The 24,883-nt window shown below is 63.9% G+C and carries 30 protein-coding genes; 13 read left to right on the top strand and 17 right to left on the bottom strand.

Annotated features, from left to right (window positions below):
• Window positions 1-302 precede the first annotated feature (302 nt).
• Window positions 303-476, top strand: a complete 174-nt coding sequence (locus tag I6F20_RS26595) for a hypothetical protein (protein WP_157785976.1) — start codon at window positions 303-305, stop codon at window positions 474-476.
• 24 nt (window positions 477-500) lie between these two features.
• Here the strand turns inward: I6F20_RS26595 and I6F20_RS26590 are convergent, their stop codons facing one another.
• The 5 genes from I6F20_RS26590 to I6F20_RS26570 form a co-directional block, all read right to left on the bottom strand.
• The gene (locus I6F20_RS26590) at window positions 501-737 is read right to left on the bottom strand and encodes a hypothetical protein (RefSeq protein ID WP_025033504.1); all 237 of its coding nucleotides are present in this window, start codon (window positions 735-737) and stop codon (window positions 501-503) included.
• Window positions 738-755: 18 nt separating this feature from the next.
• Window positions 756-965 carry a hypothetical protein gene (locus I6F20_RS26585; RefSeq protein WP_036020622.1) on the bottom strand — a complete coding sequence of 70 codons (210 nt, stop codon included), beginning with the start codon at window positions 963-965 and terminating at the stop codon, window positions 756-758.
• Between the two features lie 191 nt (window positions 966-1,156).
• Window positions 1,157-1,837 (bottom strand): response regulator transcription factor, encoded by a 681-nt coding sequence (locus I6F20_RS26580; protein ID WP_225128521.1) that lies wholly within the window; start codon window positions 1,835-1,837, stop codon window positions 1,157-1,159.
• A 181-nt stretch (window positions 1,838-2,018) separates the two neighbouring features.
• The gene (locus I6F20_RS26575; protein ID WP_225128519.1) at window positions 2,019-4,127 is read right to left on the bottom strand and encodes a DUF294 nucleotidyltransferase-like domain-containing protein; all 2,109 of its coding nucleotides are present in this window, start codon (window positions 4,125-4,127) and stop codon (window positions 2,019-2,021) included.
• Between the two features lie 102 nt (window positions 4,128-4,229).
• Window positions 4,230-4,838: a hypothetical protein gene (locus I6F20_RS26570; protein ID WP_057028414.1), complete on the bottom strand. Its 609-nt coding sequence runs from the start codon at window positions 4,836-4,838 to the stop codon at window positions 4,230-4,232.
• A 269-nt stretch (window positions 4,839-5,107) separates the two neighbouring features.
• Here I6F20_RS26570 and I6F20_RS26565 point away from each other — a divergent pair, with 269 nt between their 5' ends.
• The 6 genes from I6F20_RS26565 (at window position 5,108) to I6F20_RS26540 (ending at window position 10,549) form a co-directional block, all read left to right on the top strand.
• Entirely contained in the window at window positions 5,108-5,386 is a 279-nt protein-coding gene (locus I6F20_RS26565) for a DUF4212 domain-containing protein (RefSeq protein WP_035996678.1), read from the top strand.
• Window positions 5,387-5,397: 11 nt separating this feature from the next.
• Entirely contained in the window at window positions 5,398-7,377 is a 1,980-nt protein-coding gene (locus I6F20_RS26560) for a sodium:solute symporter family protein (RefSeq protein ID WP_036040224.1), read from the top strand.
• Between the two features lie 201 nt (window positions 7,378-7,578).
• Window positions 7,579-7,899 (top strand): YggT family protein, encoded by a 321-nt coding sequence (locus I6F20_RS26555; RefSeq protein ID WP_035996633.1) that lies wholly within the window; start codon window positions 7,579-7,581, stop codon window positions 7,897-7,899.
• Window positions 7,896-8,219, top strand: coding sequence for a hypothetical protein (locus I6F20_RS26550; protein ID WP_035996632.1), 324 nt, complete (start codon window positions 7,896-7,898; stop codon window positions 8,217-8,219). The genes I6F20_RS26555 and I6F20_RS26550 overlap by 4 nt, the downstream gene beginning before the upstream one ends.
• Before the next feature lie 91 nt (window positions 8,220-8,310).
• Window positions 8,311-8,679 carry an integrator complex subunit 1 gene (locus I6F20_RS26545; protein WP_157785154.1) on the top strand — a complete coding sequence of 123 codons (369 nt, stop codon included), beginning with the start codon at window positions 8,311-8,313 and terminating at the stop codon, window positions 8,677-8,679.
• 244 nt (window positions 8,680-8,923) lie between these two features.
• A complete protein-coding gene (locus tag I6F20_RS26540; protein ID WP_225128591.1) occupies window positions 8,924-10,549 on the top strand; it encodes an MFS transporter in 1,626 nt (541 codons plus the stop codon).
• Between the two features lie 61 nt (window positions 10,550-10,610).
• Here the strand turns inward: I6F20_RS26540 and I6F20_RS26535 are convergent, their stop codons facing one another.
• Window positions 10,611-11,084, bottom strand: a complete 474-nt coding sequence (locus I6F20_RS26535) for a secondary thiamine-phosphate synthase enzyme YjbQ (RefSeq protein ID WP_036020587.1) — start codon at window positions 11,082-11,084, stop codon at window positions 10,611-10,613.
• A gap of 13 nt (window positions 11,085-11,097) precedes the next feature.
• Complete coding sequence (locus I6F20_RS26530; RefSeq protein WP_036040226.1) at window positions 11,098-11,613, bottom strand: hypothetical protein; 516 nt, start codon at window positions 11,611-11,613, stop codon at window positions 11,098-11,100.
• 359 nt (window positions 11,614-11,972) lie between these two features.
• On the opposite strand from I6F20_RS26530, the gene I6F20_RS26525 reads away from it, so the two are divergent.
• The 5 genes from I6F20_RS26525 to I6F20_RS26505 all read left to right on the top strand — a co-directional run bounded on the left by I6F20_RS26525 (window position 11,973) and on the right by I6F20_RS26505 (window position 14,590).
• Complete coding sequence (locus tag I6F20_RS26525; protein ID WP_035996624.1) at window positions 11,973-12,347, top strand: AtpZ/AtpI family protein; 375 nt, start codon at window positions 11,973-11,975, stop codon at window positions 12,345-12,347.
• Between the two features lie 98 nt (window positions 12,348-12,445).
• Window positions 12,446-13,195, top strand: a complete 750-nt coding sequence (locus I6F20_RS26520; protein ID WP_035996621.1) for a F0F1 ATP synthase subunit A — start codon at window positions 12,446-12,448, stop codon at window positions 13,193-13,195.
• 52 nt (window positions 13,196-13,247) lie between these two features.
• Complete coding sequence (locus I6F20_RS26515) at window positions 13,248-13,478, top strand: F0F1 ATP synthase subunit C (protein ID WP_008541273.1); 231 nt, start codon at window positions 13,248-13,250, stop codon at window positions 13,476-13,478.
• A gap of 60 nt (window positions 13,479-13,538) precedes the next feature.
• Window positions 13,539-14,099: a F0F1 ATP synthase subunit B gene (locus I6F20_RS26510; RefSeq protein ID WP_036020580.1), complete on the top strand. Its 561-nt coding sequence runs from the start codon at window positions 13,539-13,541 to the stop codon at window positions 14,097-14,099.
• 5 nt (window positions 14,100-14,104) lie between these two features.
• Window positions 14,105-14,590, top strand: a complete 486-nt coding sequence (locus tag I6F20_RS26505) for a F0F1 ATP synthase subunit B family protein (protein WP_035996616.1) — start codon at window positions 14,105-14,107, stop codon at window positions 14,588-14,590.
• Between the two features lie 228 nt (window positions 14,591-14,818).
• On the opposite strand, the gene I6F20_RS26500 is transcribed toward I6F20_RS26505, so the two are convergent.
• From I6F20_RS26500 to I6F20_RS26480, 5 genes are all read right to left on the bottom strand, one after another.
• Window positions 14,819-15,469: a hypothetical protein gene (locus I6F20_RS26500; protein WP_035996613.1), complete on the bottom strand. Its 651-nt coding sequence runs from the start codon at window positions 15,467-15,469 to the stop codon at window positions 14,819-14,821.
• Window positions 15,470-15,569: 100 nt separating this feature from the next.
• On the bottom strand, window positions 15,570-16,157 hold the full coding sequence (locus I6F20_RS26495) for a GNAT family N-acetyltransferase (RefSeq protein ID WP_035996611.1): 588 nt from the start codon (window positions 16,155-16,157) through the stop codon (window positions 15,570-15,572).
• Between the two features lie 35 nt (window positions 16,158-16,192).
• Window positions 16,193-17,482, bottom strand: coding sequence for a M16 family metallopeptidase (locus tag I6F20_RS26490; protein WP_036020577.1), 1,290 nt, complete (start codon window positions 17,480-17,482; stop codon window positions 16,193-16,195).
• Window positions 17,479-18,897, bottom strand: a complete 1,419-nt coding sequence (gene thrC / locus I6F20_RS26485) for a threonine synthase (protein ID WP_036040215.1) — start codon at window positions 18,895-18,897, stop codon at window positions 17,479-17,481. The genes I6F20_RS26490 and thrC overlap by 4 nt, the downstream gene beginning before the upstream one ends.
• Window positions 18,898-19,449: 552 nt before the next feature.
• The gene (locus I6F20_RS26480; protein ID WP_028178165.1) at window positions 19,450-20,094 is read right to left on the bottom strand and encodes a response regulator transcription factor; all 645 of its coding nucleotides are present in this window, start codon (window positions 20,092-20,094) and stop codon (window positions 19,450-19,452) included.
• Between the two features lie 86 nt (window positions 20,095-20,180).
• On the opposite strand from I6F20_RS26480, the gene I6F20_RS26475 reads away from it, so the two are divergent.
• Entirely contained in the window at window positions 20,181-21,518 is a 1,338-nt protein-coding gene (locus tag I6F20_RS26475) for a histidine kinase (RefSeq protein WP_225128518.1), read from the top strand.
• A gap of 1 nt (window position 21,519) precedes the next feature.
• On the opposite strand, the gene I6F20_RS26470 is transcribed toward I6F20_RS26475, so the two are convergent.
• The 5 genes from I6F20_RS26470 to I6F20_RS26450 all read right to left on the bottom strand — a co-directional run bounded on the left by I6F20_RS26470 (window position 21,520) and on the right by I6F20_RS26450 (window position 24,880).
• Complete coding sequence (locus I6F20_RS26470; protein WP_035996598.1) at window positions 21,520-21,885, bottom strand: nuclear transport factor 2 family protein; 366 nt, start codon at window positions 21,883-21,885, stop codon at window positions 21,520-21,522.
• A 115-nt stretch (window positions 21,886-22,000) separates the two neighbouring features.
• Window positions 22,001-22,756, bottom strand: coding sequence for an SURF1 family protein (locus I6F20_RS26465; RefSeq protein ID WP_225128517.1), 756 nt, complete (start codon window positions 22,754-22,756; stop codon window positions 22,001-22,003).
• Window positions 22,753-23,154, bottom strand: a complete 402-nt coding sequence (locus I6F20_RS26460) for a DUF983 domain-containing protein (RefSeq protein WP_225128516.1) — start codon at window positions 23,152-23,154, stop codon at window positions 22,753-22,755. Before I6F20_RS26460 ends, I6F20_RS26465 begins: the two co-directional genes overlap by 4 nt.
• A 97-nt stretch (window positions 23,155-23,251) precedes the next feature.
• The gene (locus I6F20_RS26455) at window positions 23,252-24,148 is read right to left on the bottom strand and encodes a cytochrome c oxidase subunit 3 (protein WP_035996590.1); all 897 of its coding nucleotides are present in this window, start codon (window positions 24,146-24,148) and stop codon (window positions 23,252-23,254) included.
• Between the two features lie 78 nt (window positions 24,149-24,226).
• Window positions 24,227-24,880, bottom strand: coding sequence for a cytochrome c oxidase assembly protein (locus I6F20_RS26450; RefSeq protein WP_225128515.1), 654 nt, complete (start codon window positions 24,878-24,880; stop codon window positions 24,227-24,229).
• Between the last annotated feature and the right edge of the window lie 3 nt (window positions 24,881-24,883).

Here is a 24,883-nt window from a genome sequence, read left to right as displayed (position 1 = left end):
ACCATGGCGCTGCATCAGCTGCCTGCCACGTCTGCGCGGGAGCTAGTTGACCCCTCCTGATGCTTCCGCCCGTTCTTGCTGTCGGTTTTCGGCAAGACACGTTCAGGTCTCAGCCGCCGCGTGAAGCAGGGCCACCTTTACCGTCGGCCAATTCCCGGTCAACAGGAAAATGGACAGTTTGCCGCAGCAATGTCTAAGTTAGCGTCACTAGGCTTAATTGGGTTGACCTTCGGGGCTTACCGGCGACGCGACCGGCGGAGGACAACCTCCAGCGAGATATCAGTGCTCCAGAGGAGGATTTCGTGATCGGCGCATTCCTGGTCGTCTTGTCGATCGCTCTCCTCTGGGTCTTCCTGCCTCGCAACGGGCAGTCACATCGGTGGATGGAGCTGCCATTCTTTGAGACAGGAGTCCCCCTGGTGATCATCATGGCCTTCTCAGCTGGCCTGACGATGGTGATCGACCGCATCTTCTGACCGGTGTCGGCTGTCGAGGCGCGCCTAACCCTCGACGTCGTACTGCCTGCAGAGGTGATCCCCAATCTGGACCAGCATGGCAACGCATTCAGGATAGCCCGGCCGATCAGAGGTCGCCTGATCAGCGCTGGCCCGAAACTCCCAGGATTTCCCGTCGCGGAGGATGGAAATCGTCATTCCATCGGGACAGTCGGCGTGGACCTTCAACTCGGCTCTCGCCATGGCGACGAGTTCGCTTTCAGATTTTACGGGCTTGCTCATTCGTTGGCCCTTGATCTCCTAGCGGACAACCCCAGCGGCATCATCGTCGCTCGGCATCACCCAATCGAGGGCGAGCAAGCAAGCTTCCAGCAGAACTAAAGCAATAAGGCCGCCAACCAGGCCGAAAAAGACGATGGAAAAGGTCCCTAGTAAAAGCGCACAGAAGACATCTGCAAGCACCTTAGACGTGCGATCGGATTGGGTCTGGTTGGCTGTGAAGTACGGCATCTTCATCCTCCGGGGTTTGACCCCAACTTAGCCGCGTCAGCTACTGGCGGTCTATTCCAAACGACGGTTTAGCGGTCCAGCTAATCCATCGATCGACATGCCCACACGGGTCAAAACCGCCGAAGCTCTCATCGCGACGAATGATTGCGCTCTGCCGCGAGCCCGGACATCCGCCAGTTGACGCGCAAACGCTACCCCGTCGGCGTGCCCTGCTTCCACTGGCTGCCGGCGATCTTCGCCGCGGCAATCACCGCTTGCGTCCGGCTCTCGACGCCGAGCTTTTGCAGGATCGCCGAGACATGCGCCTTGATGGTGGCCTCTGAGACACCGAGCTCGTAGGCGATCTGCTTGTTGAGAAGGCCTTCCGACAGCATCATCAGGACCCGGACCTGCTGCGGCGTCAGCGTCACCAGGCGGTCGCGCAGGCGGGTCATGTCGGGATCGGCCGCAGCCGACAGGTCGGTGTCGGTGGGAACCCAGACGTCGCCCTCCATCACCTTGAGGATGGCATCGCGCAAGGTTTCGACCCCGAACCGCTTCGGGATGAAGCCGGACGCGCCGAAATCGAGCGAGCGGCGGATCGTGGCGCTGTCGTCGGATGCCGAGACGATCACGACCGGAATCGCCGGGTATTGCGCGCGCAGATAGATCAGGCCGGAAAAGCCGGAGATCCCGGGCATGGAGAGGTCGAGCATGACCAGATCGACCTCGGAGGCCTGCTCAAGAAGCTTGGTCAGATCCTCGAAGGATCCGGCCTCGTCGATCCGAGCCGCGGGGAGAACGCCCGCCACCGCCTGCCGCAGCGCATCGCGGAACAGGGGATGATCATCGGCGATGACGAGATGGGTGTTTGCATTGGCTGTTGCAGTCATCTGTTCCGCAGGCCGACGAAAGATCGGGAAAGAAGTTCAACTCGTTGCTGATCAAGCAGCAATTGCGATTGTTTACTGACTGGAGCCGTCTTGCAAGGCAACCTTCCGCCCGTAGTCGCAAGGCGGTTAATCACAGGCGTCAACCAACTGATGTTGCAGCGCAAAAAGCCGCTGACGAGTCTCATCTATCCCTGAACAGCAGGTCCCGGGTCAACTCATCGATCACGGCGACCGCTTGAAGCGCTGCCCTCAATCGCTCGCGATCACGGGCCGACAACGGCTTGACCAACACCGCATTGGAGGGCGCCGTCCCCTGCGCCACATCCGCAATCTGTTGCGACACGATCAGCTCCAGAAAGATACCATGGGCCTCGTCGAGCGCATCGAGATCGGTCTGGCCACGGCCAACCAGGGCCTTCACGCCCGCGAGGCGTTGCGATGTCGATCGGCCCATCACATGGTAACGGATCGCCATCGCACGCGCTGCAGCAACCAGGCCGAACAGCCCTGCCGCCTTGAGGTCGATGCGACCGCCGTCAGTGCGAATGCCGCCGAAGAATTTCAGGCTCGCAGGGACGCTGATCCCCTCGACCAGAAGCTTGGCGAACGCGACCTGCCCCTCGGCTGCCGCGAAAGCCGCCTGCCTGACCGCCACGGCAAGGCTGCCGTCGCCATGAACGGCCCGGAGATCGAAAAAGATATCGACCGACAGCAGATCCTTTGGACTGGAGCGGCAGACCCAGTGCTCGATGCGGTCCCGCCACGTTGCAACAGAGCCGCGCCAGGGTGGGTTTTTCGCCATGACGCCCCCCTTGCAATAGGGCACACCGGCCTCGTGCAGAATATCTGCAACGTGCGCTGCGAACGTCTCAAACCAGCGATCCTCGTCGCCTCCCGGCTCGCCTTGCGCGAAGATCACGGCATTGTCCTGATCCATCGCCAGCAGGCTTTCGCCGCGCCCGGCAGACCCGAGCACGATCAGCGTGTAGGGCGTGGGGGCCGCGCCCCGACCGCGATCCCGCATGATCCGCTCGGCGATCACAGCGGCCTGACGGGTGAGGGCGCAGAGCTCGCTGGAGATCACCTCCGCAATCTGACGCCCGGACAATCCTTCCGCCAGGAGCACCTCCGCAACCCGCGGCAGCTTCGCCCAGGCCAGCGCCAATGCCTGCGTATCCGCAGCATCCTCGATCTCGTCGCCGAGCGATATGGCCTCCCCTGCCCGCAGACGCAGCAGGTCCCGCGCGGACAACGCACCGACCACCCGGCCGGCCTCATCGACGACGCCGAGATGGCGGGTCTTGAGGCGATTCATCCGGCCAATCGCGCGATAGACAAGCGCGTCCTCGGGAATCGCCGCCAGCGGCCTGCTCATGATGCGGTGCACCGGCAGCTCCAGCGCGGGGGCACCGAGCCGGGCGATCGCCCGCAGCACGTCACGCTCGGTAACGATCCCGGCCTCGACGGCCTTGATATCGTCGGCGGCCGCATCCGCCGCACCGACGTACACAGCCGATATTCTCTCGCTGGTCATTCGCGCCAGGGCTTCGCTCACCGAAACGTCCGGACCGACGAAAATGACGGGATACCGCATGATGTCGCGGTTGCGGTGGCGATAGGCATAGGCGTCGAATCGCTTCAGCGTTTGCTCTGCATCGATACGAGCCGTCGCTTCGACCGGCTCGACCCAACCCATCCGCACCTGATCGTCGAGCACCGTGGTGAGCGCGCGACAGACCCGCTCGGCTTGAGCGACGGTCCGGATGCCGTGCTCGCGCAGCCTCGGCAGCAGCGCAAGGAAGATCCGTGCCGTCGTGATCGCATCGCCGAGAGCGGAGTGCCGGCCGGCTACGTCAATGCCAAGCCAGGCCGCAAGATTCTCCAGCTGGTATCCGCCGAGGTCCGGCGCAACGATCTCCGCAAGCAGTCTGGTATCGAGCGTTCGAGGCCGGGACCATGGCAATCCCGCCAGATCGCATTCGCGCTTCAGGACGGCCAGATCGAAACCGATCATGTGCCCGATGACGACCGTCCGGCCGAGGAATGCCTCGAAACGCGGCCACACATCCACGAATAGCGGCGATTCAGCGACCATGGCATCATCGATGCCGTGAATGCGCGTCGTTTCGGCGGGGATCGGTTGATCGGCCGGCCGCAGCAATTGAACGAACGAACCGCCGTCGACCAGCTTTCCGGCCGACAGACGCACGCCCGCAAGCTCGATCACCCGCGCCTTGCGCGGATCGAGCCCAGTCGTTTCGGCATCGATGACAACGGCGTCGAGCGACAAAAGCGGGGCAGCACCACTCGTCGTATCCATTGTCCTCCCTCGGAAGGCCCGGACCGTGCGATGCTGGCCGGCAAACCGGGCATTGGCAGAGGCCGGGCGATCCTACGCCAGCAGCCTGTTGGTCACGGCAGCCGCATCGATGCGATCGACCAATTCGTCATGGATGTTGCACAGGCTGACGCGCAGGTAATTGCGGATCGTCTCGAAATCCCGTCCGCGCAGCTTTTCGTGGATCGGCATCATCGCAAAATAGGTTTCCGCCAGCGGCTCGGGAATGTCCATCACGCGCTTGGGCGCATGCCCGCCAACAAGGTCGAGCCTCTGCTCCAGCTCGCGCCGGGCCTCAAGCCAGGCGTCCTCGCCGAGCGACGGCGGCACGGGGTAACGGTCGAAAACCGAGAGGACGACGAGGATCATCTGGTCGAGAACCGCCCGGCGGTGCATGCCGGCATGTGGGCGCAATACCCCCTCGACCATCTCGCCGACCATCGCAAGCCCGAGCGGATAAGCCTGCCAGCGCGACCGTTCGACGGCTTGTGCAAAGCCTTCCTCGGCAAACAGCACCTTGGCGTAATGGCCCGCGCGGGCACGCGAATACTCGTAAATACCCTTTTGCACGATGAATGCCGACTGCGCGTCTATGAAGTCGGCAAGCGCCTTGCGATCGCCAATCGGCGGCCGGGGACGAAAGAATTTCTGCAGCAGCTTCATCGTAATCCGATCCTGCCAAACGGAATCGCCGTGCTATCCCGCGCTCGCCGCGCCCGAATTGTCAACGGCCGCAGCGCCGTTCGCATCCGCAACATCGGTTCCCTCCGAAAGTATTAGAAAGACCTCGGCACTCCTGATGTTAGCCTCCGACATTCCAAATTGGCGAAAGACCGGTTGGAAGGCGGCACGGGGGGGCCGCAGCGACGGGTATGCAACCCCTCGATTCCTCCGGCTCGCATGCCGGAGTGCTGACAGAGGAAATGCAGCCCATGCCTGACTCCCAAAATCTCAAAGAACGAGAAGAAGCCCACTGGCGCAAGACCTCGCGCCTGATGCTGATCAACCTCGGCATCTGGTTCTTCTTCGGATACGTCATCCACATGTTCGTGGTTCCGCTCAACGCCATCAAGCTGCCGATCCTTGGCTTCCCGCTCGGCTTCTATATGGCCGCGCAGGGTTCGCTGATCGCCTTCGTGGTCATCCTGTTCGTCTTCGCCAGACAGCAGGACAAGATCGACCGAGAATTCGGCTTCGCAGAAGACGATTAGGGGGATTGAACATGGCTACGCAGGCCTCAACCGGCGGCTCCGACTTTCTCAGCAACCTCGGGCGGATCTACGGCTTCTACACCGGTGGATTCGTCGCGTTCGTCCTTCTGCTCGCCGCCCTCGAAGTGATCGGGGTGCCGAACAAGGTTCTCGGCTACCTGTTCGTGTTCTTCACGCTCGCGGTCTACGCCATCATCGGCATTCTGTCGCGAACGGCGCAAGTCTCGGAATACTATGTGGCCGGTCGCAGCGTACCGGCGTTCTACAACGGCATGGCCACCGGTGCCGACTGGATGTCGGCAGCGTCCTTCGTCGGCATGGCGGGCACGCTGTTCCTGCTCGGCTATGACGGACTTGCCTGGGTGCTCGGATGGACCGGCGGCTTCGTGCTGGTCTCCATCCTGATCGGGCCTTATCTGCGCAAATTCGGCGCCTATACGGTGCCCGACTTCTTGTCCTTCCGTTATGGCGGCAATTTCGCCCGGGCGCTGGGCGTCGTCGTGCTCGTCGCCTGCTCGTTCACCTATGTCACGGCGCAGATCTACGGCACGGGCATCATTGCCTCGCGCTTCCTCGGAATGCAGTTCGAGCTCGCGGTTTTCGCGGGACTGGTCGGCATCCTGGTCTGCTCGATGCTGGGCGGCATGCGCGCGGTGACCTGGACGCAGGTGGCCCAGTACATCGTGCTGATCATAGCCTACCTGACACCGATCGTGATCCTGTCGACCAAGATCTACGGGATACCGCTTCCGCAGCTGACCTATGGGCACGCGATCGCGGACATCACGGCGCGCGAACAGGACATGCTCGCGAACGGACTGGCGGCGGCGGCAAGCCTCAAGCCGCACATTCAGCCGTTCTTCAGCTATAGCCCGCTGAACTTCTTTGCGATCATTCTGTGCATGATGGTCGGGACGGCCTCGCTGCCGCACATCTTGATGCGCTACTTCACGACACCGTCGGTGCGTGAGGCGCGGCAATCCGTGGCATGGTCGCTGCTGTTCATCTTCCTCCTGTACTTCTCGGCGCCTGCCTATGCGGCGTTCTCGAAGCTGGAGGTGTACACGAACATCATCGGGCGCGATCTGTCCGCGATCAGGCCCTGGCTGTTCAGCTGGGGCGAGCTCGGGCTGATCCAGATCTGCGGCAAGAACGCCGTCAACATCGACGCCGTCATTGCCGCCTGCAAGGCCGTTGCCGGTCACCCCGGTGTGGTCCGGCTGCAGGACTTCGTGATCAACACGGACGTGATCGTGCTCTCGACACCGGAGATCGCGGGCCTTCCCTACGTGATCTCGGGCCTCGTCGCGGCCGGCGGCCTGGCCGCGGCTCTGTCCACCGCCGACGGGCTGCTGCTCGCGATCGCCAATGCACTGTCGCATGACGTCTACTACAAGATGATCGATCCGAACGCGCCGACGGCACGCCGGCTGATCATCGCGCGCGTGCTGCTGCTGGCGGTCGCAGTCATTGCCGCGGCGACGGCTGCCACCAAGCCCGGGGATATCCTGGCCATGGTCGGCTGGGCGTTCTCCCTGGCGATGGCGGGCAACTTCCCGGCGCTTGTGATGGGTGTGTGGTGGAAGCGCACGACGTCCACGGGCGCGATCTGCGGCATCATCGCCGGATTTGGGCTGTGCATGTTCTACCTGCTCGTCACGCGCTATTTCCCGGGCGCGGGCGTCAAGTATTTCGGCATGACGTCGCTGCTCAATCCGGTCACCGGCGCACCGCTGGTGGACATCGCCAAGGCCATGGCATTGCCCAACGCCATGGAGAGCTGGCCGACGCTGGCCCACCCGCTCGCCAACAAGGTGGGTTGGTTCAACCTCAACAACATCGCATGCGGTTTGCTGGGGACGCCATTCGGCTTCGCGGTGATCATCATCGTGAGCCTGCTGGGAAGGGCGCCGTCGCGGGAAATGCAGGCCTATGTCGACGAGATTCGCAAGCCGCGAGGCCGCACGGTGCTCGAAGAGAAAACGACCTGAGCGGATCGGATCGATTGCGACGAACGGGGCCTTGCGAGGCCCCGTTCTTGTTTGCGACCGGCGGCGCTCGCTTGCCCAGAACCGTCTGCCTTGACATTGTTGGGTGCGGCGGCCGGTGCAGAATGCCCGACGGCCCGGGCCGAGCAGGCAGCCCTCGCAAGACCATACTGCGCCAGAGCGAGGTCCGGAGGAGGACAGATTTTGGACATTGCCGACTCGTTCGCCAGATACTGGTATTTCCACCTGCCGAACTTCGTTCTGGCGGCTCTGATGTACACCATGCTCGGCCGCTTCCTGCTCGGCCTCTTCGTCGACGCCGACTCGCCGAACTATATCTGGCGCTTCTTCTGCCGCCTCACCGATCCGGTGCTCACCGCCATTGCAACCGTCACGCCGAAGGCAGTTCCTCCAGCCATCGTGTGGCTGTTCGGTTTTGTCTGGATGTTCTGGTTGCGGATCGTGCTCCACTACACATTGCTCGTGCTCAACCTCGCGCCGCGGCTTGCGGGAGGAGGATCATGAACCGCAACTTCTTCCTGATCGGTATTGCCTTCTTCGGAATGATCAACGGCCTCTTCAACCAGCTTTGGCTGATCTTCGCCCTGCTCTACGTCCAACCGCTCGCAGGCCCTCTTCTGTTCGGAAACATGTCGCTGACGCTGATGTTCGCCTCGCTGATGGTCTCGACCGCCACCGTGATCCTGGGCGGCATTCCCGCCGCCATCTACGAACGCGTCACCGGCGCACAGGAGTCGAACGGCGTCTCGCTTTGGATCTGGCTGGCCGGCACGGCTATCCTGGCGCTCCCCGCCGCCGGCAATTTCATCAGCGTCGGCCTCTGAACGGCGGGCGGGAACCATTGAAGGCAGGCCCCGCAGGGACTACCCTAGACGCATCTCGATCCCAATGAGCCAGGCGACGGAGTTCCTCCTCATGGAAGAAATGCGCCGCATCGCCTTTGAAACGGTCCTGCGCGCGTGCGGATTTGCCTCCCTCGCCATATTCTGCGTCATGATCGGCCTTTCGTTTCTGCCGCGCTCCGCGTTTCAGGCGGGAGGCTTTCTGAGCCTGATCATGACACTGGTGCTTCTCCTGAAAGCGCAGGAGGCGCGGACCAAAGACCACCGCCGCACCGAGATGTGGCTGTATCTTCCAAAAGACAGACGCCCGCCTCAGCCGCATGCACAAAAAACAGTCTCGGCGGTGATGCGAGAAACCTATCTGGTGTTCGCATACTGGTCTGCCCTGGTGTCAGTCGTGATGTGGATTGTCGCGATGGGCTTTTCCGTCCTTGGACTTTAGTTTGAGGCTGCAGACCCACGGTATTTCGTTCCCGCGGCTCCGTGATTTCCCGTCCGACATCTCCGCGATCCTTCCGATTCGCGTCGAAAGTACTATTGGGCCGGACGCGATAGGCATGTAATTGCTCGCCCCCGATTGGTGGCGCGCCCGCGTGGCGCGAATCGGTTCTTGAAAAGAAAACAAGCGGGAGCGAATCTGAATGACGACAGTAACTGCAACATCGGCACCATCTGCCGGCGCCGGGATGACGAAGGACGAACGGTTCGTCATTCTCGCCTCCTCGCTCGGTACCGTCTTCGAGTGGTACGACTTCTATCTCTACGGCTCGCTGGCCGGCATCATCGGCGCGCAGTTCTTCTCGGCCTATCCGCCGGCAACCCGCGATATCTTCGCGCTGCTGGCGTTTGCCGCGGGCTTCCTGGTGCGTCCGTTCGGCGCGATTGTGTTCGGCCGTGTCGGCGACATCGTCGGCCGCAAATACACCTTCCTCGTCACCATCCTGATCATGGGTCTGTCGACCTTCATCGTCGGCCTGTTGCCCAACGCGGCGACCATCGGCATCGCGGCCCCGATCATCCTGATCGTGCTGCGCCTCGCCCAGGGTCTGGCGCTCGGCGGCGAATATGGCGGTGCGGCGACCTACGTCGCGGAGCATGCGCCGAACGGCAAGCGCGGCTTCTACACCTCCTTCATCCAGACCACGGCAACCCTCGGCCTGTTCCTGTCGCTGCTGGTGATTCTGTTCACCCGCACCGCGCTCGGTGAGGCCGATTTCGCAGCGTGGGGCTGGCGCATTCCGTTCCTGGTCTCGGTGCTGCTGCTCGGCATCTCGGTCTGGATCCGGCTCCGCCTCAACGAATCGCCGATCTTCCAGAAGATGAAGGAAGAGGGGAAGAGTTCGAAGGCGCCGCTGACGGAAGCCTTCGGCAATTGGCAGAACGGCAAGCTGGTGCTGCTCGCCCTGCTCGGCGGCGTCATGGGCCAGGGCGTGGTCTGGTACACCGGCCAGTTCTACGCGCTGTTCTTCCTGCAATCGATCCTGAAGGTCGACGGCTACACCGCCAACCTCCTGATTGCGTGGTCGCTGCTACTCGGCACCGGCTTCTTCATCGTATTCGGTGCGCTCTCCGACAAGATCGGCCGCAAGCCGATCATCCTCGGCGGCTGTCTGATCGCGGCGCTGACCTTCTTCCCGATCTTCAAGATGATCACGTCCAACGCCAACCCGGCGTTGGAAAAGGCCATCGAGTCGGTCAAGGTCGAGGTGGTGGCCGATCCCGCCAGCTGCGGCGATCTGTTCAACCCAGTCGGCACCCGCGTGTTCACCGCGCCTTGCGACACCGCACGCGCCTACCTGTCGCAATCGTCGGTCAGGTACACGACGAGTTCGGGTCCGGCCGGCTCGGGCGTGAAGGTCGTGGTCAACGGCAAGGACGTGCCCTACGCCAACGCCAAGGACAGCAACCCGGCGGTTCTCGCCGCGGTGCAGGCGGCCGGCTATCCCAAGGCGGGTGACACCGGCATCGTGAAGATGTCGCATCCGTTCGACGTCTTCCGTCCGCAGCCGGCGGCGATCATCGGCCTGCTGTTCGTCCTGGTCCTGTTCGTGACCATGGTGTACGGCCCGATCGCGGCGATGCTGGTCGAATTGTTCCCAACCCGCATCCGCTACACCTCGATGTCGCTGCCCTACCACATCGGCAACGGCTGGTTCGGCGGCCTCCTGCCTGCCACCGCCTTCGCCATCGTGGCCTCGACAGGCGACATCTATGCCGGTCTGTGGTACCCGATCATCTTCGCCTCGATTACCGTCGTGATCGGCTTCCTGTTCCTGCCGGAAACCAAGGACGTCGACATCAAGGCGACCTGATCGCAGCAGCAATCGACGACACCAACCGGCCGCGGTCTCCGCGGCCGGTTTTGCTTTGTGGTTATCGATCGCTGCCGATGAATTGCAGCACGATCTCACGGCGGTGCGGGCGGCTGCGATGCTCGATCAGGTAGATCGCCTGCCAGGTGCCGAGCGCGAGCTTGCCGCTCAGGACCGGGACCTGAAGCGAAGTCTGCGTCAGCATGGTCTTGATATGGGCCGGCATGTCGTCCGGCCCCTCGGTATCATGGGTCCACCCCGCGTTCTCCGGCGCGAGCCGTGACAGCGCGGTCGTAAGATCGACCAGCACGGAGGGATCGGCGTTCTCCTGGATCGTCAGCGAGGCCGAGGTGTGGCGGATGAACAGCGTCAACGCGCCCTCACCCGCGTGCGCCTCGGCGATGAATCTCGCGGCCTCGCTGGTCAGATCAGTGAAGCCGCGGCCAGGCGTCTGCACGGTGAGCAGTGCCGATGTGACGGTCGTGGCCTGTACGGACGATGGTGCGGAGCGGGTGACGGATCTGGCTGATGTCATGGAGGGGCCCGCATCAGATCTTCCCCGACACGTCTTTCTGCACGCGGTTGGCCATGTCGATCAGCCGCCGCCAGGCCTTTTCCAGGAACGACATCATGCGGTCGACGTCCTGCTCGCTCGGCAGCGGGATCTCGATCTTGCGCTCGCCCTCGGCGACCTTGGGCTCGGGCTTCCTGAGTGGATCGGATTTCGGCAGCGCCTCGTCGATCTTGCCCGATACCGTTGGCCCCGCCGCGAGCTGTGCCTTCAGCCGCTCGACCTCGGCCTGGAGCCTGCCGATCTCGGCGTCGAGTGCGGTCCGCTCGTCGGGCACCGCGTAGCAGGCCCAACCGGCGCCGTTCCTGGTGCAGGTCGACACCGTGCCGGTGCGCGTGTCGAGCCGCAGCACGCCCTCGGGGATGGGCGTCATGCTGTAGCGGCCATTTTCGCCGTCGGGCGTAGATTGCGCGGCCGCGAGGCCGCCGCTGACTACCATCACCGCGGCCGCCGCCGCGAGCCATGATGTCGTGGATGACGTCGCAGGTCTCATCATTGTCTCCGCCCGGCACTGCTGCGGCTGCGGTTGCAATTCTACACCCCCCGCCGGCAATCCGCCGCCAAAAAGCCGCCCCCGAAATCAACGAACGCGGCGGCTTCTTTGATCCCGCGAGCGCGGCGAAAGCACGGCTGCGTCCGCCGTTCGCAAGCAGACCTGCTGCGGTGCGGCGTCACGCTGTGTGCAGCGCTGCCGTGCGCGTCAATATCATCAAGTAAATCAAATACATAATCGGAAGGGACGCAATCGTGACTTGGCTTGACTTGATTATAGGCCATCAGTATGGTCCGCGCGGCTTTTGAGGGTGACGGGCGCAATTTCCATTCAGCCGCAGCGTTTCGGGTCTTCGTTGCATGACACAGGGCACGGGACACGGCGAGGATGGAGATCGCGATAGATCGCCCGAGGAAGCCGCGCTTTCCGATCGGCTCGGAAATCTTGATCAGCGGTTGTCCGAATTTCGCGACCGCCGGGCCAAGACCGAGCAACCCGCAGGTGACGATGGAGACAAAGCGGCCAGAGCCTCGGCGATGGCGCTTGGTTTCCGACTATCCTCGGAGTTGATCGCCGGCGTCGCTGTCGGAGCGGGGATTGGCTGGGGGTTCGACCACTTGCTGTCGACGTCGCCTTTCGGATTCATCGCGTTCCTGCTGCTGGGCTTCATCGCCGGCGTGGTGAATGTGGTGAGAACGGCAGGCGCGGGTCCGAACAGGCGCGGTGGTTCGTAATTGGCCTAGCCGGGTTAACTGTCGTGCCGCTCGCCGGCACAGCCGGCCGACCAATCTTCACTGGTCGGCTTGTCCAGCAGACGAGAGATGCCGCGCGGATGAAAATCGACCCGATCCATCAGTTCAACGTCGAACCGCTCTTCACGATCGGCCGTATCGGCGATCACACGATCGCCTTCACCAATGCCTCTCTCTACATGTTCGTCGCGGTGGGGATCATTGCGCTGCTTCTGCTCACCAGCGGCAAGCAGCTGGTTCCGGGGCGTCTGCAGTCGGTGGCCGAGCTCTCCTATGAGTTCGTGGCCAGCATGATCCGCAGCACTGCCGGAGCGGATGGCATGCGGTTCTTCCCGCTGATCTTCTCGCTGTTCATGTTCATCTGCGTCTCGAACCTCGTAGGCATCGTTCCGTACACGTTCACCGTGACGAGCCATCTCATCGTCACTGCGGCGCTGGCGCTGCTGGTGTTCTTCACGGTCCTGATCTACGGCCTCTACAAGAACGGCCTGAAGTTCCTGAAAGTGTTCGTGCCCTCGGGCGTTCCCGGCTACATCCTGCCGCTGGTCATGGCGATCGAGGTGCTGTCGTTCTTCCTGCGGCCGGTCTCGCACAGCGTTCGACTGTTCGCGAACATGCTCGCGGGCCACATCGCGCTGAAGGTGTTCGCCGGTTTCGTTGCCATGCTCGGCGCGTCTCTTGGCGTGGTCGGCTGGATCGGCGGTGTCATGCCGCTGGCGCTCGCCGTCGCGCTCACCGCGCTCGAACTGCTGGTCGCGTTCCTGCAAGCCTATGTGTTTGCGATCTTGACCTGTATCTACCTCAACGACGCCATTCACCCTGGACACTGAGTGATCCGGGTGCTTTTCCACCCACACCTGTCTTTCTTCCAAGGAGTCAAAAATGGATCCGCAAGCAGCTAAGTTTCTCGGCGCGGGCATCGCGTGCATCGGCATGGGCGGCGCCGGCATCGGCGTGGCCTTCATCTTCGGCAATTATCTGTCCGCAGCCATGCGCAACCCGGCAGCTGCTCAGGGTCAGTTCGGCAACCTGATCTTCGGCTTCGCCGTGACCGAAGCGCTCGGCATCTTCTCGCTGCTGATCGCTCTGCTGCTGCTGTTCGTCCCGCTCTGAACGCGTTTCGCGCCGCTTCCAGGTGGGAGGCGGCGCGTCTGACAGCAACAGGAGAACTCCATGGCTGAAAGTCATGGCGGCGCCAAAGGTACCGGCGCTCACACGGAGGCCGATGGCGGTCACCACGGCGGTGGCTTTCCGCCTTTCGAGAGCAGCACCTTTGCTTCGCAACTGGTGTCGCTCGCGATCGCCTTCGTCGCGCTGTATCTGATCGTCTCCCGGTTCGCGCTGCCGCGTGTCGGGGGTGCGATCGAGGCGCGTCAGAACAAGATCGAGGGCGATCTCGCCGAAGCGCAGAAGCTGAAGGACCAGTCCGAGGCGGCGCTCAAGGCCTATGAAGGCGAGCTCGCGTCGGCGCGCGCACGTGCACAGGCGATCGGCAACGAATCCCGCGAGAAGGCGAATGCGCAGGCGGAAGCCGAACGCAAGGCGCTGGAAGAGCAACTGTCCGCCAAGCTCGCCGAGGCGGAGAAGACCATTGCCTCGACCCGCGCGACCGCCATGAGCAACGTCCGCGGCATCGCGGCCGATGCAGCCGGCACCATCGTTCAGCAGCTCACGGGCGTCGTTCCGGATGCAACGTCGGTCAATGCCGCCGTTGATGCGACCTTGAAGGGTTAGTCTCGATGTTCTTCACACCTGAGTTTTGGGTCGCCGTCGCCTTCGTGATCCTGATGGTGATCTTCGCCTATGTGGGGGTGTTCAAGACGGCGATGTCGGCGCTCGATCATCGCGCCGCTCGTATCAAGGCCGAGCTGGACGAGGCGGCGCGCCTCAAGCAGGAGGCCACCAAGGTGCTCGCCGACTACAAGGCGCGCACTGCCGGTGCCGAGCGCGAGGCCGCCGACATCATCGCCAACGCGAACGCCGAAGCGGAGCGCATCGCAGCAGAGGCCAAGGCGAAATTGGAAGATTTCGTCACCCGCCGCACCAAGACCGCCGAGGGCAAGATCGCACTCGCCGAGGCTCAGGCTCTCGCGGACGTCCGGGCAGCCGCCGCGGAAGCCGCCGTGCAGGCTGCCTCCACGATCCTGTCGCAGTCGGTCAAGGGCCAGATCGCCGACGACCTGCTCGCCAAGGGCATCAACGAAGTCAGGCAGAAGCTGAACTGAGGGATTTGCCTTACCCAATCAAAAAGCCGGCGCGACGAGCGCCGGCTTTTTGTCTGTCGGGTAACAGCATCCACAAGTGCGGTATCATCACCCACCTTGTGCGCACTTGCGCACTGGGGCGGGTGATCCAGTACGCCGAGGCTTCTCAGTTCAAGCACCGCGGCCTCTGGAATACTGGATTGCCCGCCTTCGCGGGCAATGACAGCTGACATTGCCGCAAGATCTCCCCTACTTCTTCTTCTTCCCTCTCGGCTCCGGCGAGAGCGCCTGCGGGTCGAAGCCGACATAGAAGATGTAGGTATCGGCGACCGCGGGCGCCGGCACCGGATAGGCCAGATCCTCGGCGACGAAGGTGAAGGGCACGCTGCCGCCTTCCGACATCGCCACCGTGGTCCGGTAGGCCTTCGAGGCGATCACCTTCTCGCCGACGCCGCCCTGCACGACGGCGATGCGCAGCGGCACCTCGACGGAGGCAGGCGCCCCGGCGGGGCCGGCGATGACGCGGCCCTGGATGCCGATCCGGGCGGTGATGCCGGCACTGCTGCGCAAGCATTCGCGCGCCATCTTGGTGATCGAGGCCTGGAAGCGGATGTCATTGCCCACCGCCGGCTTGCCGCTGGCGCCGACCGCGTAGGTCGAGGCGCCCGCGCGCACCGTGACCTGCGGGCAATCGAGGTCGTCTTCGGCCGGCTGCCCGGGCGCAGGCGCCGGCTTCGGCTCCGCCGGCTCGTCGGATTTGCCGCCGAACAGGCTCTTGAAGCGGTCGGTCAACGACTGTGCCGCCACCGGCGAGACGGAGGCGAGCCCGACCGATAATGCCAGCACGACCGCTGCGCCCCGCCGCAACCTCGTCCGCGATGACCGAAGCTCCTGCACCATCAACACCCGTACTCCATGACAATGTTCCGGCCGGGTTATATCGCCAATATCGGCGAACCCAAGGCGGCAAAAAGGGATTTGGCCGCATCCATCAGGCTGCTCAGCCGCGGAAGTCCTCGTGCAGCAGGCCGAACAGCAGGTGATCCTGCCAGACCCCGTTGATGCAGAGATAGCGGCGCGCCAGGCCCTCGCGCGAGAAGCCGCACTTCTCCAGCACCCGGATCGACGGCGCATTGGTCGGGATGCAGGCGGCCTCGACCCGGTGCAGATTGAGCTCGCCGAACAGCGTCGGCAGCAGCACCCGGAGTGCGGCCGTCATGTAGCCGCGATGGGCATAAGGCTGGCCGACCCAATAGCCGATGGTGCCGGCCTGCACGATGCCGCGCCGGACATTGGCGAGCGTGATGCCGCCGACCAGGGCACCGTCGAGCTCGCGGAAGATCAGAAAGGGATAGGAGCGGTCCGCGGCAATGTCCTCGGCATAGCGGCGCAGGCGGCGGCGGAAGCCGGAGCGGGTGAGATCGTCGGACGGCCAGATCGGCTCCCAAGGCGTCAGATAGTCGCGGCTGGTCTCGCGCAAATGAGCCCATTGCAGGAAGTCGGACATTTGCGGCGCGCGCAGGAGCAGCCCGTTGCCGCGCGGCGCCAGGGCGGCGGGTCCACTGGATGGCAGGCGAAAGAGGGCCATGTGATGCTTCCCGGGGCGAGGCCCGCGCGCGGCTCCTAATGCAGCCGCGCCTTGGCGCGCGCCCGTGTCAATCCTTCCGCAAAAGACACCGCCGTGTCCAGACCCCTGCCGCTGCCCAATGCGACGACCGCAGGCCGGCTGCGCGACAGCAGCGCACGGGCCGCGTCCCGCGTCGATTCGATGCTGACGGCGTCGATCCGGGCAACCAGTTCCTGCACTGTCTGCGGCCGCCCGTAGGCCAGCACATGCCGGGCGAGCTGCTCGGCGCGGGAGGAGCAGCTCTCCAGCGCCATCAGCAACCCCGCCTTCATCTGTGCCTTGGCTCGGGCGATCTCGGCCTCGGTCAGCGTCTCCACCGATTCGTTCATGATGTCGACCACGACCTCCATCATCTCCGGCGCGTCGGCGGGATCGGTGCCGGTATAGAGGCCGAAAAAGCCGGTATCGGTGTAGGGGGCGTGGAAGGTGTAGATAGAGTAGCAGAGGCCGCGCTTCTCGCGCACCTCCTGGAACAGGCGCGACGACATTCCGCCGCCAAGGACATTGGTGAAGACCTGCAGCGAGAACAGCGAAGGATCGGTCTGCGGCACCCCCTCGAGCGCCAGCGTCAGATGCGCCTGCTCGAGCTCGCGATGCACCACCTTGGCGCCGCCCTGGCCGAACCGAGCGGCCTGCGGCTTCGGCCCGGGCGTCCCCTCGAAGCTCGCAAAACGCTTTTCGACCTCGGCGACGACCTGGCCGTGGTCGACCGCCCCGGCCGCGGCCACCACCATGTCGGGCCCGCGATAATGCGTCGACAGATAGCCACGCAGCATGTCGCGGTTGAAGGCGCGCAGCGTCTTGGCGGTGCCGAGCAGCGAACGGCCCATCGGCTGGTCGGGATAGCAGAGCTCGTTCAGATGCTCGAACACGACGTCATCGGGCGTGTCCTGCGCGGCACCGATCTCCTGCACGATGACGTTCTTCTCGCGCTCCAGCTCGTCGGGCTCAAAGGCCGGATTGGCGAGGATGTCGGCGAGCACGTCGAGCGCGAGCGGCACGTCGGCCTTTAGCACCCGCGCGTAATAGGACGTGGTCTCGGTCGAGGTGCCGGCATTGAGGTCGCCGCCGACCGCCTCGATCTCCTCGACGATCTCGCGCGAGGAGCGCCTGGTCGTGCCCTTGAACGCCATGTGTTCCAACAGATGCGAGATGCCGTGCTCGTTCGGCTTCTCGTCGCGTCCGCCGACGCCGGCCCAGACGCCGAGCGCCGCCGTCTCGAGGTGGGGCATCTCGTCGGTGACGACGGTGAGGCCGGAGGCAAGCTTGGACATCTCGACGCTCATCCGGCAACTCCCTGCTTTGCGGCGCGGCTGGCGGACAGCACGAACCGCTCGAGCTCGACCTGATCGTTCTTCATCACCCTCATGTGTTCGGATTTGGTCATCAGGCCGTCGAGCCAGGCCGGCAGTTGCGGCCGCTGGCCGCAAGCCGCCTCGACGGCGTCGGGGAACTTGGCCGGATGGGCGGTGGAGAGCACGATGCTCGGCACCTTCGTATCGGTGGTGTCGCGGTCCGCGACGGCGAGCGCCACGGCGGTATGAGGATCGACCAGCTCGCCTGCTTCGCGCCAGGCGGCGCGGATCGCAGCCGCAGTCTCGGTCTCGTCAGCGCGCCCGGCATCGAACTCCTCGCGGATCGCGGCGAGTGTCGCATCGGGTAGCACGAAGCGGCCGGACTGCTTCAGCTGTTCCATCAGGCGACGCACGCCGGCGCCATCGCGCCGGCCGGCCTCGAACAGCAGCCGTTCGAAGTTCGAGGAGATCTGGATGTCCATCGACGGCGATGCCGTCGCGTGCACCTCACGCACCTCGTAGATGCCGGTCTTCAGCGTGCGCGCCAGGATGTCGTTGACGTTGGCGGCGATGCGCAGGGTGCGCACCGGCAGCCCCATGCGCTTGGCGACGTAGCCGGCGAAGATGTCGCCGAAATTGCCCGTCGGAACGACGAAATCGACCGCGCGCGCCGGAGCACCGACCGCGACGGCAGAGGTGAAATAGTAGACCACCTGCGCGACGATGCGCGCCCAGTTGATGGAATTGACGCCGGAGAGCGAGGTCGCATCGCGGAAGCGATGGTTGTTGAACATCCCCTTCACGAGCGCCTGGCAGTCGTCGAAGGTGCCTTCGATGGCGAGCGCATGGACGTTGGCCGCGCCCGTCGTGGTCATCATCCGCCGCTGCACCTCGGAGATGCGGCCGTGCGGAAACAGCACGATGAGATCGACGTTCTCGAGGCCCGCAAAGGCTTCGACCGCGGCGCCGCCGGTATCGCCTGACGTCGCGACCACGATGGTGGTGCGCTGGCCGCGCTTTTCGAGCACATGGTCCATCAGCCGCGAGATCAGCTGCATCGCTACGTCCTTGAAGGCGAGCGTCGGACCGTGGAACAGCTCCAGCACGAACTGGTGCGGGGACATCTGGCGCAGCGGCACCACCGCAGGATGGCGGAAGGTGGCATAGGCCTCGTTCGCCATCCGCCCGAGCTCGGCGTCGGAAATCTCGCCACCGGCGAAGGGACGAATCACGTCGACCGCGACCTCCCAATAGGGGCGGCCGAAGAAGCCGGCGATCGTCTCGCTCGGAAGCTGTGGCCACACCGCCGGCACATACAGGCCGCCGTCGCGGGCAAGCCCGGTCAGCATCACGTCACAAAAGCCGAGTTCGGGGGCTTCGCCCCGGGTCGAGATATAGCGAGTCAAACTGCCCTCCAAAGGCGGCCGGGCCGGAGCTCGACCCTTAAGCCTTTGATTTTACGTAATTACTTGTCAACAGCCGGTGGCTTTGAACCACCATAGAGTGTTTTGCGGCATCGGGAAACCGCTTCCGGCGTACCCCCTCGCCCAATGAAAAAGGGCTGCGGCATTGCCGCAGCCCTTCTCTTGGAAGGCCTGTCGTTGTGTGCAGACCAGTTGCCTCGTCGGGGTCGCGAACCCTCAAAACTGTTCCGGCAAGCTTTCGTCGCCTGTCACGAAATCGTCAAGTCCAAAACCCCGCGCGTATCGAAAATGTTCCTATTCTTCCCGATCCGGCTCTGGTTCGCTTTTGGCAGTTGCAGCCAAGTCCCGGCCGTGATCCTGACCCTGAACTCCGCTTTTTCCCGAATCAGTCGCGGGAACGAATACAGCCTCGGCTCATTGTGTCGGCGGATGGGTGTCAGCCCGTTGTCCAATGCATTGCCCGGCCAACGGCGGCGTCGATCCGTCGGCCGAACCGCTGCATCCCGGAGCAGTCGGTTCGGTCGATGGCGAAAGTCAGTTCATTCCGATTTCCACTGCGATCCGGATCAGGTCGGAATGGTTCTTGGCGCCAAGCTTCTGCTTGAGCAGGGACGTGGTGTTGGCGACCGTCTTGTAGGAGATGCCGAGCGCCTCGGCGACCTCGACGATCTTATCGCCGCGTCCGAGCAAGCGAAGAATTTCGAGCTCCCGCGGCGTCATCTGTGACGCGGGGTTGGCCTTGATCGCCGCGCCGGAAAACGTCACGGCTTCCGCAAGCTGCGGCGAGATGAAATTGTCACCCGCGACCACCTTGCGCACCGCTTTGAGCAGGATCCTGGGATCGTCGCCTTTGGAGACATAGCCCTGCGCCCCGAGCTCGACGGCCCGCACGACGAACGCCGGATCGTCGTTCATGCTGAACATGATGATCTTGGCGTCGGGGTCGTCCTTGCGGATGCGCCGCATCAGCTCGAACCCGGAGACGTCGGGCAGGCTGATGTCGATCACGGTGACGTCGGGCCGCTTGCTGACATAGGCGCGATGCCCGGATTTGGCATCACTCGCCTCGTCAATGCGGATTGAATGGTCGGATGCGAACAGGGTGCGGCAGCCGGACAGCACCACGGGATGGTCGTCGACGATCAGGACCCTCGTCGCCAGCTTGGCGGTATCTTGCATCGCGCACTCTCTTGTTTTTCGACTCATAGCCCGCCGGGAATAAATGGAAAGAGCAAATCCGGCCGATACGCGTTAGAATTGACCTAATGTGGCGACGACTTTCGTTCCGAACGCAATTGTTTCTCCCGCTCGGCGCGAGCCTTCTCGCAGCCCTGATCCTGGGCGGCATATTACTGCAGATATTTGCACCAGGTCAGGTAGCTGATGAACACGAGCCGGCTCGACGCTCGATCCAGACCATCGCCGCCGCGCTCAACAGCACCCTGCGCGCATCGGACAATCCGCAAAAGACCCTCGATGCATTTGTTCAGTCCTTGGACGCCTCCACGGATATTCAATTCCGCCGCATGGACGGAGGTCCCCCGCCTTCTCCGAAAGACTTGCGCAACCTGAAGAAGGTTCCGCAATGGTTCGTCAACCTCATCACCATACCAGAGATGGAAGCGGCGTTTCCGATCGTCATAGACGGCAGACATGTCGGCGATATCGTGTTCTTCCCGGACATATCGGCCGACTTGTTCGAGAAGTGGATCGGCTTCCTTGCGCTGACCAGCCTGGTCGCTGTCCTGATGGTGCTCACCGGCACCGTTGCCTATGTCTTCGCCGGTTCGGCCCTGCGCCCCCTGCAACATCTCGGCGACGGTCTTACGCGGATTCGGCGCGGCGACTACGCAAGGCCGATCCCGGTCGGAGGACCGCCGGAGATCCGGCAGAGCTGCGAGGAAGCCAATGCGCTGGCAGCGACACTGGCGCAACTCAGCCAGGACAATCGCGATCTGATGCACCGCCTGGTGTCGCTGCAGGATGACGAGCGGCGCGATCTCGCCCGCGAACTGCACGACGAGCTCGGGCCCCTCCTCTTCAGCATCCGCGCCGGCACGATCGCGCTGACCGATGCCTCCGAGCCAACGGGACATCTCGGCAATTCGGCACAGGACCTGCTGCAATCGGTCGAGGCCCTGCAGCAGACCAACCGCCGCATCCTCGACCGGCTGCGGCCGCTCTATATCGAGGAGCTCGGCCTTTCGAGCAGCGTGCAAACGCTGCTCCGGAATTTTCGCAAGCAGGCACCTCATATCGTGCTGACGGACGCGATCGATCGCGATCTCAGCGCAATCGGCGGACCGCTGGCGCAGACCGTCTATCGAGTGATCCAGGAGGCACTGACCAACGTGCTGCGACATGCCAACGCGGGCAACGCACATGTGCAGGCGACGGTTGCCGACAAGACGCTCGTCGTCGAGATCTCCGACGATGGCGGCGGTTTCCCTGCGGACAACGTCTTCGGCCGGGGCCTGACCGGCATGCATGAGCGCGTGCGCGCGCTCAGCGGATCGCTATCGCTGTTGCGCGTGGATGACCGAACCTACGTGCGCTGCCGCCTTCCGGCGGAGACGATGCGGGACGTTCCGTCACCAGGCTAATTCAGCAGGCGCAACCATCATGCGCATTCTGTCGCGCCGGTTCGCACAGCGTGCTGCGGATCTTGCCATCCGGGCTGAAGCGGAACGAGGCCTGAATGCGCAGCGCGCCGGCGACGGAATATTCGAGGTGGACGCCGTGGGGCGCGGGATTGATCTCTTCCAGCCCGAACCCCGCCGAGGAGAAGGCGCTGAGCCGCGGCTGCCAATAGGCCTCGATCTCGCTCCGGCCACGAAAGCGCCGCGCGCCGTCGCAGGTGCATTCGAGCTGCGCGTCGTCGGCATAGAGGTCGAGCAGGGCTGTGAGGTCGCCCTTACGGCAGGCATCCACCCAGTCGACGATAATTCCCATCTGGTCGAAATCACTCACGCCGCACCCAATCTGCCGCGGACAATATTGGCGGCTTAGAACCACCCTCGTGAATATGCGCTGAATAATAAACCCCGGGCGATACCGGGTTCCCTCGATGGACCTGCCAATGAGCTCAGCTCTGCCGCCGGCCTCTTGCCCACACGCCGAAGGCGATGAGCACGGCGCCTGCAAGCGTGAACCAGGTGATTGCATATTGCAGATGGTCGTCCTTGAGATTCACCTGGAGCGGTCCCGGACGCGGGATGCCGTTCGCCGGCGCGGGCCGTTCGAGATCGATATAGAACGGCGCAACCGTGCCCCAGCCCAGCACGCTTGCGATTGCCAGATGATCGCGCACGAACCAGAGCCGCTTGCCGCGATTCTCCGCCGGAGTCAGCCAGCTTGGCGCCTCGGGAAAGCGCAGATAGCCGGTGAGCTCAACCGGTTGGCCCGTGATAAGCTTGTTCACCGCGCGATCCTCGACGCCGCGGTCCTGCATCGTGTTCTCGACGAAACCCGCGTCGATCACGACCATCTCGCCGCCGGGAAGCCGCGCCGGCAGGAACGCCCAGGTGCCGGGGCCGGAGGCGTCCTTGCGCACCGCCGAGCCGGAGGAATAGACCATTGCATCGGGGAGGGCTGCGTAGGTCGCGGTGAAGCTGACGCGGCGGAATTCGTCGCGGGCGGGATTGAGCGCGATCCATTGCGCGGACGGCGGCAGCGCAACCGGCGCGGCCGCAAGCCGCTCGGTGAGCGCCGCAATCAACTCGTGCTTGGCGGTGCGGCGCTGCAGCTGCCAGACACCGAGCGCCACGAACACAGCCGTGAGGAACAGCGTGAACAGCGCGAAGCCGGCCACGGGGGCCTTGCGCGACGCAGGCTCATTCATTTCGCGCGATCGACCAACCGGCCCGGCGCCGCCTTGTGGTGGAATTGCAGCGCGATCAGCAACGACTTCATCGAGCGCAGCGGCAACAGCGTGGTGGCGAGGATGAGCGGCAGCCAGAGCACCGCATGCAGCCAATATGGCGGCTGGTATTTGACTTCGACGATGAGGGCGCACGCGACGACGATGCCGCCGGCCAGCATGATGATGAAGATCGCCGGGCCGTCGCCGGTATCGATGAAGGCATAGTCGAGCCCGCAACGGTTGCATGCGGGCGCGAGCGTCAGAAAGCCCGCATAAAGCTTGCCTTGGCCGCAGCGCGGGCATTTGCAGGCAAGCCCACGCAGCGCGCTTTGCAGGACGGTGGTTTCGGACGGGGGTGTGCCGGCACTGTCGTTCATGATGGCGGACTCTATCACAGTTTCCGACGAAACTTCGGGCGGCCGGAAAGCGAAAGGGCGGCCCTGCGGCCGCCCTTCCTGATCGGTTCGATCGGGCTCAGTGCGCGGCGCTGGCCATGGTCTCGGCGCCGCGTCCCCAGACGTAGATGCAGAGGAACAGGAACAGCCAGACCACGTCGACGAAGTGCCAGTACCAGGCCGCGAACTCGAAGCCGAGATGCTGCTTCGGCGTGAAGTGGCCGGCATAGGCGCGGAACAGGCACACCAGCAGGAAGATGGTGCCGACCAGCACATGGAAGCCGTGGAATCCGGTCGCCATGAAGAACGTCGCGCCATAGACGTTGCCGCCGAAGGAGAACGCCGCGTGGGCGTACTCATAGGCCTGCACGCAGGTGAAGAGCGCGCCGAGCACGACGGTGAGGATCAGGCCATACTTCAGGCCCTGGCGGTCGTTCTCGAGCAGCGCATGGTGCGCCCAGGTCACGGTGGTACCTGACGTGAGCAGGATCAGCGTGTTCAGCAGCGGCAGATGCCAGGGATCGAAGGTCTCGATGCCCTTCGGCGGCCAGGTGCCCGGGACCGCGCAGGCGCCGGGCTGCGTGCCGAGGCCGCAACCGAACACCGCATCGCGGGTGGCGTGGACGGCATCGGCCGGAAACAGCGCCGCGTTGAAATAGGCCCAGAACCAGGCGACGAAGAACATCACCTCGGAGGCGATGAACAGGATCATGCCGTAGCGGTGATGCAGCTGCACGACCCGGGTGTGATCGCCCTTGTACTGGGCCTCCTTGATCACGTCGGCCCACCAGCTCGCCATGGTGTAGAGCACGCCCACGGTGCCGACGCCGAATACGATCGGCGCCGCCGAGAACATGTGGTGCATCCAGGCGACCGCGCCGACCGCCATGATGAAGGCCGAGAGCGAGCCGACCGCCGGCCAGGGAGAGGGATCGACCAGGTGATAGTCGTGATGCTTGGTGTGCGCCGTGGCCATTTCCGTCTCTCTCCTCAATCCCGTGCCTGTCCGGCACTTATCCCCTTGCGTCCAACCGCCTGCGCGTGAGCCCTGCGGTCAAAGATTTCCCTTGCCCTTGTCGGCTTCGCCCGATGCCAGCGGTTTCACCACGGGATCGCGCACCGGATAGAATGTGTAGGACAGCGTGATCGTGCTCAGCCCGTCGTTCTCGTGGTCGGCGGCGATCGACGGGTCGACGTAGAACACGACCGGCATCTCGCGCTTCTCGCCGGGCGCCATGGTCTGCTCGGTGAAGCAGAAGCAGTTGATCTTCTGGAAATAGGCGCCGACCGTCAGGGGCGCGACGTTATAGGCGGCCTGGCCCGCAGTGGCGCGCGCCGCCTGGTTGGTCACGGTGTAGAAGACCGTCACAACCTGGCCGATATTGACCTCGATCTCGCTCTGCTCCGGCTCGAACTTCCAGGGCAGGCCGGGCGCGACGTTGGAATCGAACCGCACCGAGATCTTCCGCGCGATCGGGCCCGTGGCCGGCGCAGAGGTCGCCACTTGCGTCGTGCCGTTGAAGCCGGTGGCGCGGCAGAACCAATTGTAGAACGGCACCGCCGCGTAGGAGGCGCCGACCATCAGCGCGACCACGCCGCCGCAGATGGACGCGACCACCACATCGCGCCCCAGCCCGCGGCCCTTGCCCACGTTGCGATGGCCCGGCTTGGCGCTGACGTCCTGCGATATGGTGGGCTCGTGATCCATATT

Source organism: Bradyrhizobium sp. IC3123, from assembly GCF_020193625.1.
Classification (GTDB): domain Bacteria; phylum Pseudomonadota; class Alphaproteobacteria; order Rhizobiales; family Xanthobacteraceae; genus Bradyrhizobium; species Bradyrhizobium yuanmingense.
Note: the sequence above shows the minus strand (reverse complement) of the source record. Positions and strands in the feature narration are given on the sequence as shown.